The sequence below is a fragment of the Henriciella barbarensis genome (genome assembly GCF_003576345.1).
GTDB classification, from domain to species: domain Bacteria; phylum Pseudomonadota; class Alphaproteobacteria; order Caulobacterales; family Hyphomonadaceae; genus Henriciella; species Henriciella barbarensis.
The window spans coordinates 25,141-41,154 of record NZ_QWGB01000007.1 but is presented as its reverse complement, the minus strand read 5'-3'; the positions used below and the strand labels follow the sequence as shown (position 1 = coordinate 41,154).

Genomic DNA, 16,014 nt, shown 5'->3' with positions numbered 1-16,014 from the left:
CGCCATGCGCCGTAGGCGGGTTTGGCCCGCTTGGGCGCGGCCATCTGACATTGCAGACCTTTTGCGGCTTTCAGGGCCGATTGCCGTCTCGCGCGCTGCGATGATGCTGATGGGCCTGACCGACGTCATCGTTCTCGGTCAGAATGCGCCGGAAGAAGTTCCCTTTGTACTCAATTCCTGGCTGCCAATCGGTGTGTCGCTTGGTCTGACCATGGGCCTATTGATGGGCGTTTCCGTCCTAACGGCCGAGCTGGCTGGCATAGGGCAGGGTAAGGATACCGGACGTATCTTCAGGCGGGGCATTCGGTTCTCGCTCTGGTTCGGCGTTATTCTGACCGTCGTAATTTTCCTGACGGCGGGGCCGATGTTTCGGCTCTTCGGGTTTGATGAAAGCGTCGCCTCCGGCACCGCGTCGGTCACGCGTATCCTTGCTCTCGGCCTCATCGGCCATATGCTGACCCATGTCGCAGGGTCCTATCTTGAGGCGCTCAGGCGGCCTCTGATCGTAACGGCGATCATGTATGCTGGCGTACTGGTCAATCTGGTTATTGATCTTGCCGTCGTTGCCGGGTGGTGGGGAATGCCCAAGCTCGGTGCGGACGGTGTTGCAATAGCGACAACGGGCACGCGCTGGTTTCTGGTTGTGCTGTTTCTCGTCGCCGTCTGGAAGATGACACCTGCCTTCAACCCCTCCGGTGAAGCGCCAGCAGATGAAGGGCGCCGCATGTTCTCTGTCGGGTATGGGACAGCCGTTTCGAATGTCGCCGAATGGGGTGGGTTCAATTCGACCTTCATCATTGCGACGCTGATCAGCACCGCCGTGAATACGATCTACGGCATGGCGATCCACGTCATCGGCTTCTGCTTTATGGCGTTCCTGGGCCTGGGAACCGCGACAAGCGTCCGTGTCGCCGAAGCCTATGGGCGCAAGAATGCCGACCAGGTACGTGAAGCGTCCCGGCTTGGGATTATCGCGACCCTGCTCATCGGCGTACTACTTGGCTTGCTTGTTTGGGTATTCAGCAAGCAACTAGCTTCGATCCTGATCCGATCAGATGCTGAGGTCGCGGGCGTTGCGATCCATGCTGCCCTCGTGCCGATTATCGGCTTCACATCGCTAGTGATCGTCTTCGACGGACTTCAGAACGTCGCCTCGATGGCGATGCGCGCGCAAAATGTCATCTGGCCACCGACTTTCATTCATCTCGGTTCCTACTTCCTGCTCATGCTGCCATTGACCTGGTATTTTGGTATGGAGCGCGGTGGCGGTGCCATGGGCATGATGCAGGCGGTTCTCATAGCTTCGCTTGTCGCAGGCATTGCACAGACAGCTCTGCTGGAATCAAAAGCGGCGCGCCAGCTAAAGCCGGCGCGCCGCCCTGAAAAGGTTCCTGATCGGACCTAGATGTCTTTCAGAGCCGAAGCTGGCTTGAAAGCACCGGAGGTCTTCTCAGCGATCTGGATCGTTTCGCCGGTTGCCGGGTTACGGCCTTCGCGTGCGCCACGGGTCTTTGCGTGGAAAGTACCAAAGCCGGCAATAGCGACCTGCTTACGGTCTTTCACTGCGCCTGAAATGGTATCGAAGACTGCGTCCACCGCTTTGCCGGCGTCTGCTTGTGACATGCCAGCAGATTCTGCGACGGCTTTTGTAAGTTCACCCTTATTCATTGGGCACTCCTCTTTGTTAACGGCGATTCTGTGCCGTATGAGTTTTCTACACGATTCGAGTTGGGTAGATATGCTGAAAACCCAATAACCACGGGCTATTTCAGCAGAATCCACCCTTCTTCACCCTCAATCTGTGTAATTTCTTCGCTTGTGAGGGCTTCAGGTGGGCCGAAAAGGGCACCGAGGCGCCCCGCCTCGTCGAGCCTGTAATAGTGACGGGCAAGTGCTTCCACCTGCGCTTGGTCCATCACCTCACCAGGGCGTGGCTTTGCGTCAACGATGGAGGGATACACTTCTGCGAAGACCACATCGGTTCCTTCGAGCGTTTCGGCATCCATGGGTGCCAGACCCGTTTCGAAAGGCCAGATCTTGCCGTTCGGCAGGGAATGGCGAAGCGCCTGAACGGTGGGGATACCCAGGACCGATTGGCTGCCAACCGAGCCTGCGCCATAAAGCTGCCAGCTTGATTTCGGCTTTGCCTTGTAATGCTCACGTACCCAGCGTTCCACGCGGCGGTATTCTTCGAGGCGGATATCGTCGAAATTGCCTTTGGTTGACGCAAGGGTCGTCAACCGGTCGCGCGCTGGCGCGCCCCAGAAAGGGAGCGGGCCCTTGCTCATGGCATAGTTGAGGCTCGCAGCGACCGCGAAACGCGTATTGCTGTTGTCGTCCGTCTCCTTGATCTTCGAGGCGAGATATTCGTGCATGGCTTGCCAAGCAGGCTTGTCTTTCGACACTCCCGCGAGTGCGGCCGTTCCGCTCGGATAACCCAAACTGAAATCAAAGCCGACGAGAACCTTGTCGCCGCGCTTCACAAACCGTTCGACGAGCCCCTGGATAAGCTCCCGAGCCTTTTTGCGGGTCGACGGATTAGCGGCCTGAAACTGAAATTTCAGACGTGCGTCGCGGGCGAGGGCGCCAACCCAGACCGAGTTGGCGCCGAGCGCGGGTTTGCTTGCCGCGCTCCAGTCCACGATGATGTAAGCGTCGAAGAGACGCGCCATGACTTACCTCCATGCGGGGTATGCTCAGGCGAGTTTGACGAGCATCTTCCCTTTGTTGCGACCCTGGAACAGGCCGAGGAACGCTTCTGGCGCCATCTCGATACCTTCCATTACAGTCTCCTCGAATTTCATGTCGCCATTCTGGATCCAGGTGGCCATGTCCTTGAGGAATTGCGGCTGCATATCTGCGTAAGTCGATACGATAAAGCCCTTGAGTGTCAGCTGTTTGCCGACGACCTGAATAATGTTGTTCGGGCCCGGCTGAACGTCGGTTGCATTGTACTGGCTGATCATGCCGCAGATCGCAAAACGTCCCATCGGACGCGCGCATTCGATAGCGGCTTGCAGATGGTCGCCGCCAACATTGTCAAAATAGACGTCGATCCCTTTCGGAGCGGCCTTCTTCAGGGCGCCCAGCAGGGCTTCGTAGCTATCGTGCGCCTTGTAATCGATCACATGATCCGCCCCGAGTTCCTTGACGAGATTGCACTTTTCGCTGCCGCCAGCAGAGCCAATAACCGTGCAGTTCTTGATCTTCGCGATCTGCACAACAGTAGAGCCAACTGCGCCTGCTGCACCGGATACGAATACGGTGTCACCTTCCTTGAGATCTGCGACCCGCAGAATACCCGCATAAGCGGTCAGTCCCGGCATACCTGCGATACCGAGCAAAGCCGATTCAGGCAGGCCAGTCTGTGGGACCTTGTTGACCATGTTTTCCTGCGGTTTGCCGGTCCACACGTCACGCCAGCCTGCCATCGACACGATGAGGTCGCCTTCTGAATAATCGGGGTGAGCCGATGCCTGTACGTGTCCGACGGCGCCGCCCGTGAGCAACTCGCCGATCTGGAAAGGAGGTACATAGCTTTCGCGGTCATACATGCGGCCGCGCATGTATGGGTCGACAGACATCCAGCTATTGCGAACCTGAATTTCACCCTCTTTCGGGGCAGGGGCGGACACATTGACTGTCTTGAAGTCGTCCATCTCGGGCATCCCCACCGGACGTTTCGCCAGGGCCCAGCCCGTTCCATTCATGTCTGACATATCGCGCTTCCTCACATATTTGATAGGTTTCGAGCGGCAACATGGGTCAACATGGCGCCTCTGTGAAGCCAGTGACGAAAGAATTCGCAAGAGTCTTTGACCTTGTGTTCTGTGCCGCCTGCTTGCGTGTCAGCGCGGTGGAGTGCGATGGGGCAGCTAATCTGGAGTAAGTTACATGTCTCTCAAAACAGGCTTGATCGGTGCAGGCGTCTTCGGCGGCTATCATGCGGGCAAGATTGCAGAATCCCAGACAGCGGAATTTATCGGCGTTTTTGATCCGGACGCTGCACGTTCAAGCGAACTGGCAAACAAGCATGGTGTGAAGTCGTTCGCTTCGCAGGCTGATCTCTTCGATTCAGCGGACGCTGTGATCATCGTGTGCCCAGCAACCTATCACGCTGACACTGTCGAGGCGGCGCTCGGTGCCAATTGTCATGTGCTGGTAGAAAAGCCGCTCGCCCTTTCGGGTGAAGCGGCGAAAACGCTGGCGGCGCAGGCAGATGCGGCGGAGCTTGTTTTACAGGTCGGGCATCAGGAACGCCTGGTGCTCAAGGCGATGGGGCTGTTCGACCTACCAGAGACACCAGTTAAAATCGAAGCCTGGCGTGAAAGCCCTCCTGCGCCAACTGGCCGAGCCGGTGATGTGTCAGTGATATTCGATCTCATGATCCATGATCTGGATATGGTCGCGTGCCTGATGGGCCGCGCCAGCAGCGTAGAAGGGCAGGGGGCGGTCATTCACTCCGGCCATATTGATACGGCGACTGCAACCCTTGGGTTCGGCGAAGGTTCACGGGCCATAGTAACGTCCAGCCGTGCTGCTGAAAACCGCCGCCGCGGGATGCGTCTTGCCTTCAAGAGTGGTGAGATTGAGATCGATTTTCTGACTCGTGACGTTCGCAACACGACGCCGTTCGAGGTGCGCGCCGACGTCTCGCGATCCCTGCCAGACCCGCTCGGCGCCGCCGACCACGCCTTCTTTGCGGCCTGCCTTGGCAAGGGCCCTGTCCTTGTGCCCGGGCGCGAAGCAGTTGAAGCTGTGCGCGTGGCTGAAGTTCTCGAAACAACGATAAAAACAAACACTGGAGCCTGACCCATGGCCGCAGCCGAAAAACTCACCCCATCTGGCGACGCGCCGATCCAGTTCTTCGACCTCAAGGCCCAGCAGGCCTCGATCCGTAGTGCACTGGAAGATCGATGGACCACCATTCTAGACCACGGTCGCTATATTGGCGGTCCGGAAGTTGATGAGTGTGAGCACAAACTCTGCGAGTTCACCGGCGCTGCTGATGCCGTCGTGGTCGGGTCGGGGACACAGGCGCTGGTCATGCCGCTCATCGCGCTCGGCTATGGACATGGCGACGCCGTCTTCATTCCGGGTTTTACCTACAACGCGACGGCGAACGCGGTCCTCCTTGCCGGCGCGACACCCGTCCTCGTCGATATTGATCCGGCAACGTTTAATATGGATGCCGCCGACCTTGAGCGGAAAATTGAGCGGGTGAAGGCCAACCGGAATCTTCGTGCCCGCGCCATCATGCCTGTCGACCTGTATGGCCTGCCAGCTGACTACGCAGCCATTCAGGCTGTCGCGGACACGCATAATCTTCGCATCGTGGCCGACGGCGCGCAGGCTTTCGGCGGTCGTCAGGCAGGCAAATGGATCGGCACGCTGGCCGAAATTACGGCCACCAGCTTCTATCCAACCAAGACACTCGGCGGCTACGGCGATGGCGGCGCTATTCTCGTGCGTGACAAGGAAGTCGGCGACCTCCTTCGCTCCATTCGCTGGCATGGCACCGGCGATAACCGCAAGGAGTCAATTCGTGTCGGCATCAATGGCCGTTGCGACTCGATCCAATGTGCCGTTGTCTCGGAAAAGCTCGGGATCTTCGAGGCCGAGCGCCAGCGCCGCATCGCATCCGCGAGAATCTACGATGAGCGCCTTACAGGCAAGGTTGGGGGACAGACGGGCGGCGCAGGCGATGAGTCCGCCTACGGTCTCTACACCGTACGCGTGCCAGATCGTGACGCCATCCGGGCTGCCCTGCAGGAAAAGGGCGTGCCGACCGCGATCTATTACGATACGCCGATCCACCAGATGCCTGCTTTCGAGCAGCTCACACCTCCGGGCGGTCTGCCTGAATGTGAACGTGCCTCGAAAGAGGTGCTGAGCCTGCCAATGCACCCGTATCTGTCTGAAGATCAGGTGCATCGGGTTTGTGACGCACTTCTTGGTGCTTTGCAGGGCTGACAGTTTCTCTTAAGTGGGCGCCATGACAGACGTGCTCAAAATACTGGCGGTCCAGTTCAATCCGGTTGTTGGTGACATCAACGGCAATGCAAAGCTCGCGCGTGAGGCTCTCGAGGCTGGCGCAAGCGAGGGGGCTGATCTCGTTGTCTTCAGTGAGATGTTCATTCTCGGCTACCCGCCGGAAGATCTCGTCCTGAAGCCGAGTGCGGTCGAACTGAGTATGAAAGCGGTCGGCGACCTTTCAAAAGAGTCTGCTGGCCTGCCGCCTTTCATCATCGGTTCGCCCTGGGCCGAAGAGGGCGAGCTCTATAATTCAGAATTGTTCTGCCGCGATGGCGCTATTGAGGCGCGCTATGACAAGCAGGAGCTGCCCAATTACGGTGTTTTCGACGAGCAGCGCCTCTTCACAAGGGGCAAGTCGCCTGCCTGCATCATTGAGGTGAAGGGCGTCAAAATTGGGCTCGCTATCTGCGAAGATGTCTGGTTCGACCGCGTCCCGAATGCTGCGAAGGCGGCCGGGGCTGAACTGCTCGTCATTCCTAACGGGTCACCTTGGCGCCGCAGCATTCATCGCGAACGCGCTGAAGCGTTTGATCACTGGAGCCGACTTGGCCTGCCATACATGTTCGTCAATCAGGTTGGCGGGCAGGACGAACTTGTGTTTGACGGCGCGTCTTATGCGACAAACTCAACGCATTCAGAGCGCTGCGGTCTGGTCGGCCAGTTCGACACTGGAATGGAGATGGTCGAGTTCGACCTTGAAACGCGCAAGCTGATACTTCCCGATGCAGGATGCGAGCTCGACCCAGACGGCTGGCATATGGAGTACCGCGCAGCCACGCTTGCGCTTGGCGACTACGTCAACAAGAATCGCTTTCCCGGCGTGGTTCTCGGGATGTCTGGCGGTATCGACAGCGCGCTGACGGCCGCCATCGCGGTTGATGCGCTCGGGCCCGACCGCGTCTGGTGCGTGATGATGCCGTCGAAATACACCTCGTCAGAGAGCCTCGAAGACGCGAAGAAATGTGCCGAGCTACTTGGCGTTCGCTATGATATTATCAATATCGCACCCGGCGTTGGCGCAATGGATGAGATGCTGGGGGATATCTTCGCGGGGCGGGAAAGCGACACGACCGAAGAAAATATTCAGTCCAGGCTTCGGGGTGTCACTTTGATGGCGCTTTCCAACAAGTTCGGTCACATGGTGGTAACGACTGGAAACAAGTCCGAAATGGCCGTTGGTTACGCCACACTTTATGGCGACATGTGCGGTGGCTACAATGCGCTCAAGGACTTCTACAAGACCGAGGTGTTTGAGCTTTCGCGCTGGCGCAATGCCAACCACCCCAGGGGTGCGCTCGGCCCCTCAGGCCAGGTGATTCCCGAACGAATCATCACCAAGCCGCCATCGGCAGAGCTGCGCGAGGACCAGAAGGATGAGGATTCGCTTCCATCCTATGATGACCTCGACGACATCCTGCGCGGCCTCGTAGACGAAGAGGCGGATATCGATGACATCCTCGCCCGAGGGCATGATGAGGCAACTGTAAGACGTATCGAGCATCTCTTGTACATTGCCGAGTACAAGCGTAGGCAAGCGCCGCCCGGCGTAAAAGTTGGCGGCAAAAATTTCGGCCGCGACCGTCGCTATCCGATTACCAACCGTTTCAGGGATGATTGATGACCTCACCTGTCGTCCGTTTCGCGCCTTCCCCAACTGGCAAGCTTCATGTCGGCAATGTCCGTACAGCCCTCATTAACTGGCTGTATGCGAAAGGGCAGGGCGGTAAATTTCTCCTGCGGATTGATGATACCGATACCGAGCGCTCTACGCAGGCTTATGAAGACGGCCTGAAGGCTGACCTGACCTGGCTTGGCCTTGTCTGGGACGATACTTTCAATCAGTCGAAGCGGTTCGACCAGTATGACGCTGCAGCTGACAAGCTGCGCGGTATGGGTCTGCTCTATGCCTGTTACGAGACCGCTGATGAGCTCGACCGCAAGCGCAAGATCGCGCTCTCGCGCGGCCGCCCGCCCGTGTATGACAGATCAGCGCTGAACCTCACTGATGAGGACAAGGCAAAGCTTGAAGCCGAAGGCCGCAAGCCGCACTGGCGCTTCAAACTTTCTGGTAACCGCGTTGAATGGAATGACCTTGTTCGCGGGCCACAAAGCATCGACACCTCAAGTGTGTCGGACCCGGTCCTGATCCGCGAAGACGGTTCGTATCTTTATACTCTACCGTCTGTGGTCGACGACATCGAAGCAAATATCACCCACGTGGTGCGCGGTGAGGATCACGTCACAAACTCCGGCGCGCAGATCGAAATCTTCAAGGCTCTGGGTGGCCAGGCGCCGGACATGGCGCACACGCCGCTTTTGGTGGATGCTGAAGGCGGTGCCTTCTCCAAACGTCTCGGCTCCCTCAGCATGGATACACTGGAACGGCGCGGCATCCTTCCAATGGCGATCCTGTCATTACTCGCCAAGCTCGGTACCAGCGACAATATCGAAGTGCGCGGCGATCTGGCGACGCTCTCTGATGAGTTTGAGTTCTCGAAAATTGGCCGTGCTCCGGCAAAGTTCGATGACAAGGACCTTCTCAGCCTCAATGCTGTCCTCGTTCACGACCTGCCATTCGAAGTTGTGCGCGAAGACCTTGAGCACATCGCGCCAGATGCGGCGAATGAGGCCTTCTGGCTGGCCGTCCGGGAAAATTGTGAGACCGTCCACGACGCGAAACCGTTTGCGGACATCGCCTATGGCACCATTTCATCCGTCATCGACGACGATGACGCTGACTTCATTGCTGAGGCGCGCAAGCGTCTTCCGGAAGGCGAACTGACCAGCGAAAGCTGGAAGGCCTGGACGACTGAACTGAAAGAAGCCACGGGCCGCAAGGGGAAGGGGCTCTTTATGCCGCTTCGCAAGGCCCTGACAGGTCAGGAGCACGGCCCCGATATGTCCGTGATCTTCCCTCTGATCGGGCGCGAAGCTGCCGAACGCCGGCTGTCTCGCGCCTGAGGCAAGCCCTGATCAGGAAATTGCAACAACCCGGTCGCGCAGTGCGGATATCGCAAGCTCCGGCGTGCTCGCATGCACCAGCGCACTGCGAAAGCTTTCGGGTGTGAACTTGCCATCGATGATGTGGTTCATCAGCTCGAAGAAAGGAGCCCAGAAGCCGTCTTCATCCAGAAATGCCATCGGCTTGGCATGCAGTCCAAGGCGTGCCCAGCTCAGCATTTCGACTGCTTCTTCAAGCGTTCCTATACCGCCTGGCAGGACAATAAAGGCGTCCGACTCGTCGAACATCATCTGCTTGCGGGTGTGCATGTCATCGACAATGCGGTGCTCCACCTCTTCGAAAACGCGCTCTTTCTGGAGCAGGAATTTCGGCATGACGCCTAATACTTCGCCGCCCGCTTCGTGCGCAGCGCGTGCGCACGCGCCCATCAGGCCAACGCCACCACCACCATAGATCAGTTTCAGATCCTGATCGGCGAGGGCGCGACCCAGATTGCGCGCAAGGGTCAGGTAGCCTGGACGTACATCATCAGATGACCCGCAATAGACACAAATTGATTTCAGCTTTGGCATTTCCGTCTCATTCGTTTTCAAAGCGCGTTTAGGCTACTGCGTGGATTCGTTCCAGCCTCGCCCTGTTCGCCGCACACATTTCGTCCCATATAGCGGCGATGACCGCACCTACTTCTTCGCAGCCGGACCGCGACCAGATCGAGAGCGCCGATGGCGGCCTTGGCAGCGCGATCGTGAAAATTCTCAAACTTCTTGCCCGGCCCGAGATGAAGAAATGGCGCCCCATTATGGCGGTTGCCATCATACTTACGCTTGGCGCAGCGGTGCTGGAAGTCATTTCACCCATCATTCTTGGCGATGCAATCAACCGGGTGGCAGGTGAAGACGGCGTTCAGGCCGCGCCGCTTGCAATTGCCGTCGGCTGGATCGCGCTCGCAATCGGGCTACGCTTTCTGGCCGCCGCATTGCCGCAAGTGCGTGATGCGCTCTTCAGCCCTGTCAGCCAGGATGCACAGCGTATCGCCTGTGTCGACGCGTTTGGTCATGCACAATCACTGTCTCTCGGTTTTCATCAAACGCGGCGCTCTGGGGCTCTCAATCGCGTAATCGAGCGCGGTGCGAGTGCCATTGATTATCTGATCCGTTTTCTGGCCTTCAATATTGGCCCGACCTTTGTGCGCCTCGCTCTCGCTTCCATCGCGCTTGGTGCCGCGTATGATTATCGACTGGCCCTGATCGCTGTCGCGACCATCATCCTTTACGTGATCGCCACGGTCATCATTACTGAATGGCGCGTGCGCCAGCGTCGGCGCATGAACAAGGCCGATACAGAGCTTCGCGCTGTCTCGATCGATACACTTACCAATTTCGAGACTGTGAAAGCGTTCGCCGCCGAGAAGCGAGAGACCGGCCGCTATGACACGGCCATGCGTCGCTACAATAAGCGCTATGTCGAGGCGGTGCGCAGCATGTACCTGCTGAACGGAGTGCAAGCCTTAATCATGAATGGCGGGCTTCTCGCGGTTCTGGCGCTGTCTGCGTACAATTACACTCAGGGAACAATGCAGATCGGTGATCTCACCGCCGTCATGCTCGTTCTGCTTAGTCTGTATGCGCCGCTGAATATCCTTGGTTGGGCCTGGCGCGAAATCAAACAGGGCGCTGTCGATCTGGAAAAACTCCACGGCCTGCTTGCCATGGCGCCTGAGGTTCAGGACAAGCCCGGCGCAGTCGAGCTCGACGAGCCGGACGGCGCGGTGTCGTTCGACGGCGTAAGCTTCACGCATGATGCCCGAACGGTCGGTGTGGCTGATATCAGCTTCGATGTCGCGCCCGGCCGAAAGATCGCGTTCGTCGGCACCTCTGGTGCTGGTAAATCGACCCTGCTGAAACTCCTCTTTCGATTCTACGATGTTCAGTCCGGCAGCGTCCACATCGACGGGAGAGACGTGCGCGACATGACTCAGACCTCGCTTCGGCAGGCATTGGGGCTCGTTCCGCAGGACGTCGTCCTGTTCAACGATACGATCGCGGCAAATATCGCTTATGCACATCCTGACGCCTCGATTGAGGCGCTTGAAGATGCCGCCAGACGTGCACAGCTGCTGCCATTCATCGAAGCGTTGCCAGACGGCTGGAACACCGAAGTTGGCGAAAGAGGACTCAAACTCTCAGGTGGCGAGAAGCAACGTGTGGGCATCGCCCGCGTGATCCTGGCTGACCCGGCTGTACTGGTGCTTGATGAAGCGACGTCCGCGCTCGACAGTGCGACCGAGGCTGCCGTTCAAGATGCACTTGATGAGGCCTCGCGCGGGCGGACCACGCTCATGGTCGCGCACCGTCTATCAACCGTGCAGAAAGCAGATGAAATCGTCGTTCTGGAGCAAGGACGAATCGTGGAGCGAGGAACGCACAGCGAACTTTTGCGCTCTGATGGCAAGTATGCACAAATGTGGGCGCATCAGGTTGCACGAGACCGTCTCGCAACCGCGGCCGAATAAGAGGAATTAACATGGCAGACCGTGACGCGTCACTTTCTCACAAGACCTTCCCCTGGTTCAGGAGCGGTTTTGATCTTGAGGGCGTCGTGGGATTTCTCGCCGCCTGGTTGCTGGGCATACTGCTCGCAATGCTTTGGGAGCCGCTTTTCTGGCTTGGCTTCATTCCCGGCGTGATCATTCTGTTTGCGACGCGTACCGCAGAGCGGGTAACGCCCCAGGCAGCTGACCACCTGACGTCACCCTGTGACGGCGTTGTAGTTTCGGTGGAGGAGACTGAAGCGCCTGAAGGCTTGCGGATGGCGGGCCCGGCCGTGCGTATCCGCGTCGCGTCTTCGCCCGTCTCCAACAACAATGTGCACGCGCCCATTTCTGGATCTATCGACCGTATCGAATGCCTCGAGGGTGAGCCCAAAGCGGTTATCGCGATGAAAGCCGAAGCCGAAGGCCTCGCTCGTCTCTCTGCTGTATTCAGTAATGACGCTATCCGGACAGGCTTTGTTTTCGCCTCGGGCGGACTTGGCCCCCGGCTTGTCACGAAATCCGATGCGGGCGACAGGGTCGCAAAGGGCAAGACCGTTGCGACCCGCCGTCTTGGGGGTTGGTGCGATGTGTACATTCCTGCACGCTCGCCGGGCCGCTGTATCGTTCAACCCGGCAGAACGCTCACCGGCGGCGAAACCATTCTCTGGGATCTCTCGCTTTCGAGCGCCGCAACTGATGAGCCATCCGCTTATACGCCTGAGACATCAGTTCGCGATTATTCCGACACTGACGTTTCTGGCCTCGCCAGCATAGCTGCGACGGGGGCCGCCGCGCCTGAAGTCATGCCTGAACAGATTGTTGAATCAGACGAGCCACTGGACGAAGCAACACCCGAAGAAGGCGAAGCCTACGCCGCCCGCACGCAAGCGACCCCGGAGGTCATTCCGGCCCCCGTAGAAGCTGAAGTCGAAGCGGAGGTGGCCGAGCGCCAGCCTGACTGGACCGACGAAACAACGCCTGAAACCCTGCCGCCAGAAGTCGCAGATGAAGTTTCAGAGGCGCCAGACTTCGGGCCTGTTAGCGATGATGATCAGGCCAAAGCGGAGCTACCGCCAGAAGGCAGTGCTGAAACGGAAGATCCGTCTACCATGTTCGAGCGCCTTCGCCAGCAAGCTCGCAGGCTTGCCGGTGAGGATGACGATCAGAAGGATTAGTCCTGGCTTGGCTCTGCGTTGTTCATCCAGCGCAGGACCGGGCGCACAGGCAGGATCCACGCGACGCCTGCGATTACGTAGAATGGCAGCTGCGCCCAGAACGGCCATTCGGTAAGGTGGCTGCCAACCGTACCGACCAGCACGATCCAGATGGCAATGATGGCAAGGATTGCGATGGCGGCGAGCCCTTTGCGCATGACGTGTCCCGATGCTGCTTTGAATTACCTGCGACCGCGTGACGGCTTGCGAAATTGCGGTTTACGCTCAGATAGGTCGTCATGACACAGATGGCAAAGTCCCCGCTAGCAGACAAATGGATCCGGCGCTGGCTCGTTCTGATCGCTTTGCTCGTATACGCGATGATCCTGATCGGCGGTATGACCCGCCTCACTGACTCTGGCCTTTCCATTACCGAATGGGACGTCATCAGCGGAACCCTTCCGCCCTTGAATGCGCAGCACTGGGCCGAGGAGTTTGCGAAATACAAGCAGACGGCGGAATTCCAGCAGCAGAATTACAATATGACGTTTGCCGAGTTCCAGTACATCTACTGGTGGGAATGGGGCCATCGCCTGTTTGGCCGTTTGATCGGATTGATCGCCGTGGGCGGGCTGGTCTTTTTTCTGGCGCGTAACTGGATTGGACGAGCGCTCACGACACGGCTCGTTATTCTCATCGCGCTTGGCGGTCTACAGGGTGCGATTGGCTGGTGGATGGTTTCCAGTGGTATAGGTGATACTGACAGGCTAGACGTCGCTCCTTACCGGCTGATGACGCACTTCATGCTCGCGCTCATCATTATCGGCTATACAGTCTGGCTTTGGCTGGACCTTGGCGGCGCACGCCGGCTGGAAACCTCCCGGCTTCTTTCCGTCCTGTCGATTGCGCTGCTGGCCCTAGTATCGGTCCAGATGGCCTCCGGCGCCCTCGTGGCAGGCCTCGATGCTGGTAGGACCTACACTGACTGGCCCTTGATGGACGGGGCCTTCCTGCCTGCTTCCTACATACAGGGTGACCTCGGCGCGCGCAGCCTCTTTGAAGGGCTAGCTGCGACCCAGTTCAATCACCGTGTCCTTGCCTACGTTCTCTGGGCCGCAGCGCTCGGCGGGGCAGTGCTCGCCTGGGGCAAGCCTGCCGCCAAACCGTTTGCTTTGCTGGCGACCCTGGTCACAGCGCAGGCCGCATGGGGGATCTACACTCTTGTAAGCGGCGCACCGTTGGAGCTTGCGATCGTCCATCAGGCGCTCGGCGTGATTGTCTTTATCGCCGCCGTGCGCCTTGTCTGGATCACTCGGTCGCCGTCGGGACTTCAATCGGCGACATCGTAATACGGCTTGGATCGATCATGACGACCCGATGATCGTCACCGCTTACCGTGCCACCGACGATAATGACTCCCCCGGGATAACCGCCGCCGCGCGCATCGCCTGTTGCGGCCAAAGACGTGAACATGCTCGGCACTTCGACGGTTATGCCCTCGCGAATGTCAAAGCTGGCCGGTTCACTTTCGCCTACGGCCAGTTTGAGGCGACCATTTCCTTCAGACAGGATCAACGTTTCGCGTCCAAGGCGGCGGAGGCTTGCTGCGGCATCGACCGGGTCAGTGAATGCGGTGGCCGCATCACCACTTATAATACAGGCCGTGATCGGTCCGTCCGCCGACTGCTCATCCTCAACCTCGAAGACGAGCTCACCGCCTGCTTCACGGACCGCGCCATTATAGAGTGTAGCTGGCTCGGTTTCAGTCCAGTATGCGATCCGATGGATCGAATCGGCGTCGTCAGCGGGCGGCGCAGCACAGAGACCTGCTGCGGGGCCGGTCTGGTCTCCCTGGAGATCATACTGGATCGGCGCGGCGACGCCTCCGCCATAGATCCAGACTTTCAGGCTGCCTTCGGCATCGATACCTGGGAAGATCGTGACCGGCGTGCCGGCAAGCATCGCATAGCGTCCTTCCGCGAGCGCGCGCGTGCCTTCACCCGTCGTTTCCGTAATGCGCTCGCCATCGAAGTCGAAGATCTGCACGCTTCCATCGTCATAGGCGACCGCGAAAGTCGATCCGGCACCACCTGCAACGCCAATACTGGCGACCGGCGAATCGAGCTGTCGGGTCGACCAGACGGCAGGCAACATATTTACGTTAGCGGCATCTGCGCTTTCAGGGACTGCGTCTTGCTCCTGGACAGCTGCTTCTCCTTGTTCCGCTGGCTCTTGCGGCCCAGAACACGATGCAGCATAGAATAGCAGGAAACCGGCGATCCCTGCGTTGACAGGGAAGGACTGCGCGCTTAAACGCGGGCGCTTGAACATATTCCAACACTCCGAATGAGAGGCTCCCGAGGAGCAATGAAGACTTATAACGCACCAGCTGACGTGGAGAACAAGTGGATCGTTATCGACGCAACTGATGTTGTGGTCGGTCGCCTTGCTTCATATGTCGCCAAACGCCTGCGCGGCAAGCACCGCGCTGACTACACACCACACATCGATACGGGCGACCATATTGTTGTGATCAATGCGGAAAAGGCTCGGTTCACCGGCAATAAGCTGCGTGACAAGACCTATTACCGTCACACAGGATACCCGGGCGGCATCAAGCAAACCACCGCAGAAAAGATCCTTGGTGGACGCTTTCCAGAGCGCGCCATTGAGCTTGCTGTTAAGCGCATGATGCCGGGCGAAAGCTCGCTCGCCCGCCAGCAATTCTCCAAGCTTCGTGTCTATGCCGGGTCTGAGCACCCGCATGAGGCCCAGAAGCCGGAAACCGTCGATTTCGCATCGATGAACGTCAAGAATCAGAGAGACGACTGATCATATGTCCGATACCGCCAATTCTCTTGAAGACCTGAAAACCGTAACGAGCGGCGAAGCCGCGACAGAGACGGTTGTCACTGCAGAGCCGAAGATCGACGAGTTCGGCCGTTCCTACGGCACTGGCCGCCGCAAATCGGCGACGGCTCGCGTATGGATCAAGCCGGGCACGGGCAAGATCACTGTCAACGGCAAGGACCAGGAGCAGTACTTCGCTCGCCCGGTTCTGCGCATGGTGATCGAACAGCCGCTGATCGAAACCGATCGCCGCACTGAATTCGACGTGATCTGCACAGTAAAAGGCTCTGGCCTGTCCGGTCAGGCTGGCGCTGTCCGTCACGGCATCGCCCGCGCGCTCGTCAACTATGAGCCAGGTCTTCGTCCGGTTCTGAAGCCATTCGGCTTCCTGACCCGCGACCCGCGTACGGTTGAGCGTAAGAAGTATGGCCGTGCAAAAGCGCGCCGCAGCTTCCAGTTCTCGAAGCGCTAGGTTCGCA

The 16,014-nt window shown here is 58.5% G+C and carries 16 protein-coding genes; 10 read left to right on the top strand and 6 right to left on the bottom strand.

Annotation, left to right across the window (positions count from 1 at the left end):
- Window positions 1-4: 4 nt before the first annotated feature.
- A complete protein-coding gene (locus tag D1224_RS11065) occupies window positions 5-1,405 on the top strand; it encodes an MATE family efflux transporter (RefSeq protein ID WP_119380021.1) in 1,401 nt (466 codons plus the stop codon).
- Here the strand turns inward: D1224_RS11065 and D1224_RS11060 are convergent.
- The 3 genes from D1224_RS11060 to D1224_RS11050 form a co-directional block, all read right to left on the bottom strand.
- Window positions 1,402-1,668, bottom strand: a complete 267-nt coding sequence (locus D1224_RS11060; RefSeq protein WP_018147124.1) for an HU family DNA-binding protein — start codon at window positions 1,666-1,668, stop codon at window positions 1,402-1,404. The two genes, D1224_RS11065 and D1224_RS11060, sit on opposite strands and share 4 nt — an antisense overlap.
- 95 nt (window positions 1,669-1,763) lie before the next feature.
- Complete coding sequence (locus D1224_RS11055; RefSeq protein ID WP_119380020.1) at window positions 1,764-2,672, bottom strand: hypothetical protein; 909 nt, start codon at window positions 2,670-2,672, stop codon at window positions 1,764-1,766.
- Window positions 2,673-2,696: 24 nt separating this feature from the next.
- Entirely contained in the window at window positions 2,697-3,719 is a 1,023-nt protein-coding gene (locus D1224_RS11050) for an NADP-dependent oxidoreductase (RefSeq protein ID WP_119380019.1), read from the bottom strand.
- Between the two features lie 175 nt (window positions 3,720-3,894).
- Here D1224_RS11050 and D1224_RS11045 point away from each other — a divergent pair, with 175 nt between their 5' ends.
- The 4 genes from D1224_RS11045 to gltX are packed head-to-tail and all read left to right on the top strand — an operon-like array spanning window position 3,895 to window position 8,997.
- Window positions 3,895-4,812, top strand: a complete 918-nt coding sequence (locus D1224_RS11045) for a Gfo/Idh/MocA family protein (protein ID WP_119380018.1) — start codon at window positions 3,895-3,897, stop codon at window positions 4,810-4,812.
- 3 nt (window positions 4,813-4,815) lie between these two features.
- A complete protein-coding gene (locus D1224_RS11040; RefSeq protein ID WP_119380017.1) occupies window positions 4,816-5,973 on the top strand; it encodes a DegT/DnrJ/EryC1/StrS family aminotransferase in 1,158 nt (385 codons plus the stop codon).
- Window positions 5,974-5,995: 22 nt separating this feature from the next.
- Complete coding sequence (locus D1224_RS11035; protein ID WP_119380016.1) at window positions 5,996-7,654, top strand: NAD+ synthase; 1,659 nt, start codon at window positions 5,996-5,998, stop codon at window positions 7,652-7,654.
- Entirely contained in the window at window positions 7,654-8,997 is a 1,344-nt protein-coding gene (gene gltX, locus D1224_RS11030) for a glutamate--tRNA ligase (RefSeq protein WP_119380015.1), read from the top strand. The genes D1224_RS11035 and gltX overlap by 1 nt, the downstream gene beginning before the upstream one ends.
- A 12-nt stretch (window positions 8,998-9,009) precedes the next feature.
- Here the strand turns inward: gltX and D1224_RS11025 are convergent, their stop codons facing one another.
- Entirely contained in the window at window positions 9,010-9,570 is a 561-nt protein-coding gene (locus D1224_RS11025; RefSeq protein WP_119380014.1) for an LOG family protein, read from the bottom strand.
- A 98-nt stretch (window positions 9,571-9,668) separates the two neighbouring features.
- On the opposite strand from D1224_RS11025, the gene D1224_RS11020 reads away from it, so the two are divergent.
- Both D1224_RS11020 and D1224_RS11015 read left to right on the top strand, forming a co-directional pair.
- Window positions 9,669-11,510: an ABCB family ABC transporter ATP-binding protein/permease gene (locus tag D1224_RS11020; RefSeq protein ID WP_182482259.1), complete on the top strand. Its 1,842-nt coding sequence runs from the start codon at window positions 9,669-9,671 to the stop codon at window positions 11,508-11,510.
- Between the two features lie 11 nt (window positions 11,511-11,521).
- On the top strand, window positions 11,522-12,706 hold the full coding sequence (locus D1224_RS11015) for a phosphatidylserine decarboxylase (protein WP_119380012.1): 1,185 nt from the start codon (window positions 11,522-11,524) through the stop codon (window positions 12,704-12,706).
- Here the strand turns inward: D1224_RS11015 and D1224_RS11010 are convergent.
- Entirely contained in the window at window positions 12,703-12,903 is a 201-nt protein-coding gene (locus tag D1224_RS11010) for a DUF2842 domain-containing protein (RefSeq protein WP_119380011.1), read from the bottom strand. The genes D1224_RS11015 and D1224_RS11010 overlap by 4 nt on opposite strands.
- Window positions 12,904-12,984: 81 nt before the next feature.
- Between D1224_RS11010 and D1224_RS11005 the strand changes: the two genes are divergently transcribed.
- Window positions 12,985-14,034, top strand: a complete 1,050-nt coding sequence (locus tag D1224_RS11005) for a COX15/CtaA family protein (protein ID WP_233350516.1) — start codon at window positions 12,985-12,987, stop codon at window positions 14,032-14,034.
- Here the strand turns inward: D1224_RS11005 and D1224_RS11000 are convergent.
- Entirely contained in the window at window positions 13,994-14,839 is an 846-nt protein-coding gene (locus D1224_RS11000; RefSeq protein WP_119380010.1) for a hypothetical protein, read from the bottom strand. The two genes, D1224_RS11005 and D1224_RS11000, sit on opposite strands and share 41 nt — an antisense overlap.
- A gap of 213 nt (window positions 14,840-15,052) precedes the next feature.
- Here D1224_RS11000 and rplM point away from each other — a divergent pair, with 213 nt between their 5' ends.
- Both rplM and rpsI read left to right on the top strand, forming a co-directional pair.
- Entirely contained in the window at window positions 15,053-15,517 is a 465-nt protein-coding gene (rplM, locus tag D1224_RS10995) for a 50S ribosomal protein L13 (RefSeq protein WP_119380009.1), read from the top strand.
- 4 nt (window positions 15,518-15,521) lie between these two features.
- Window positions 15,522-16,007, top strand: a complete 486-nt coding sequence (gene rpsI, locus D1224_RS10990; RefSeq protein WP_119380008.1) for a 30S ribosomal protein S9 — start codon at window positions 15,522-15,524, stop codon at window positions 16,005-16,007.
- The last annotated feature ends 7 nt before the right edge of the window (window positions 16,008-16,014 follow it).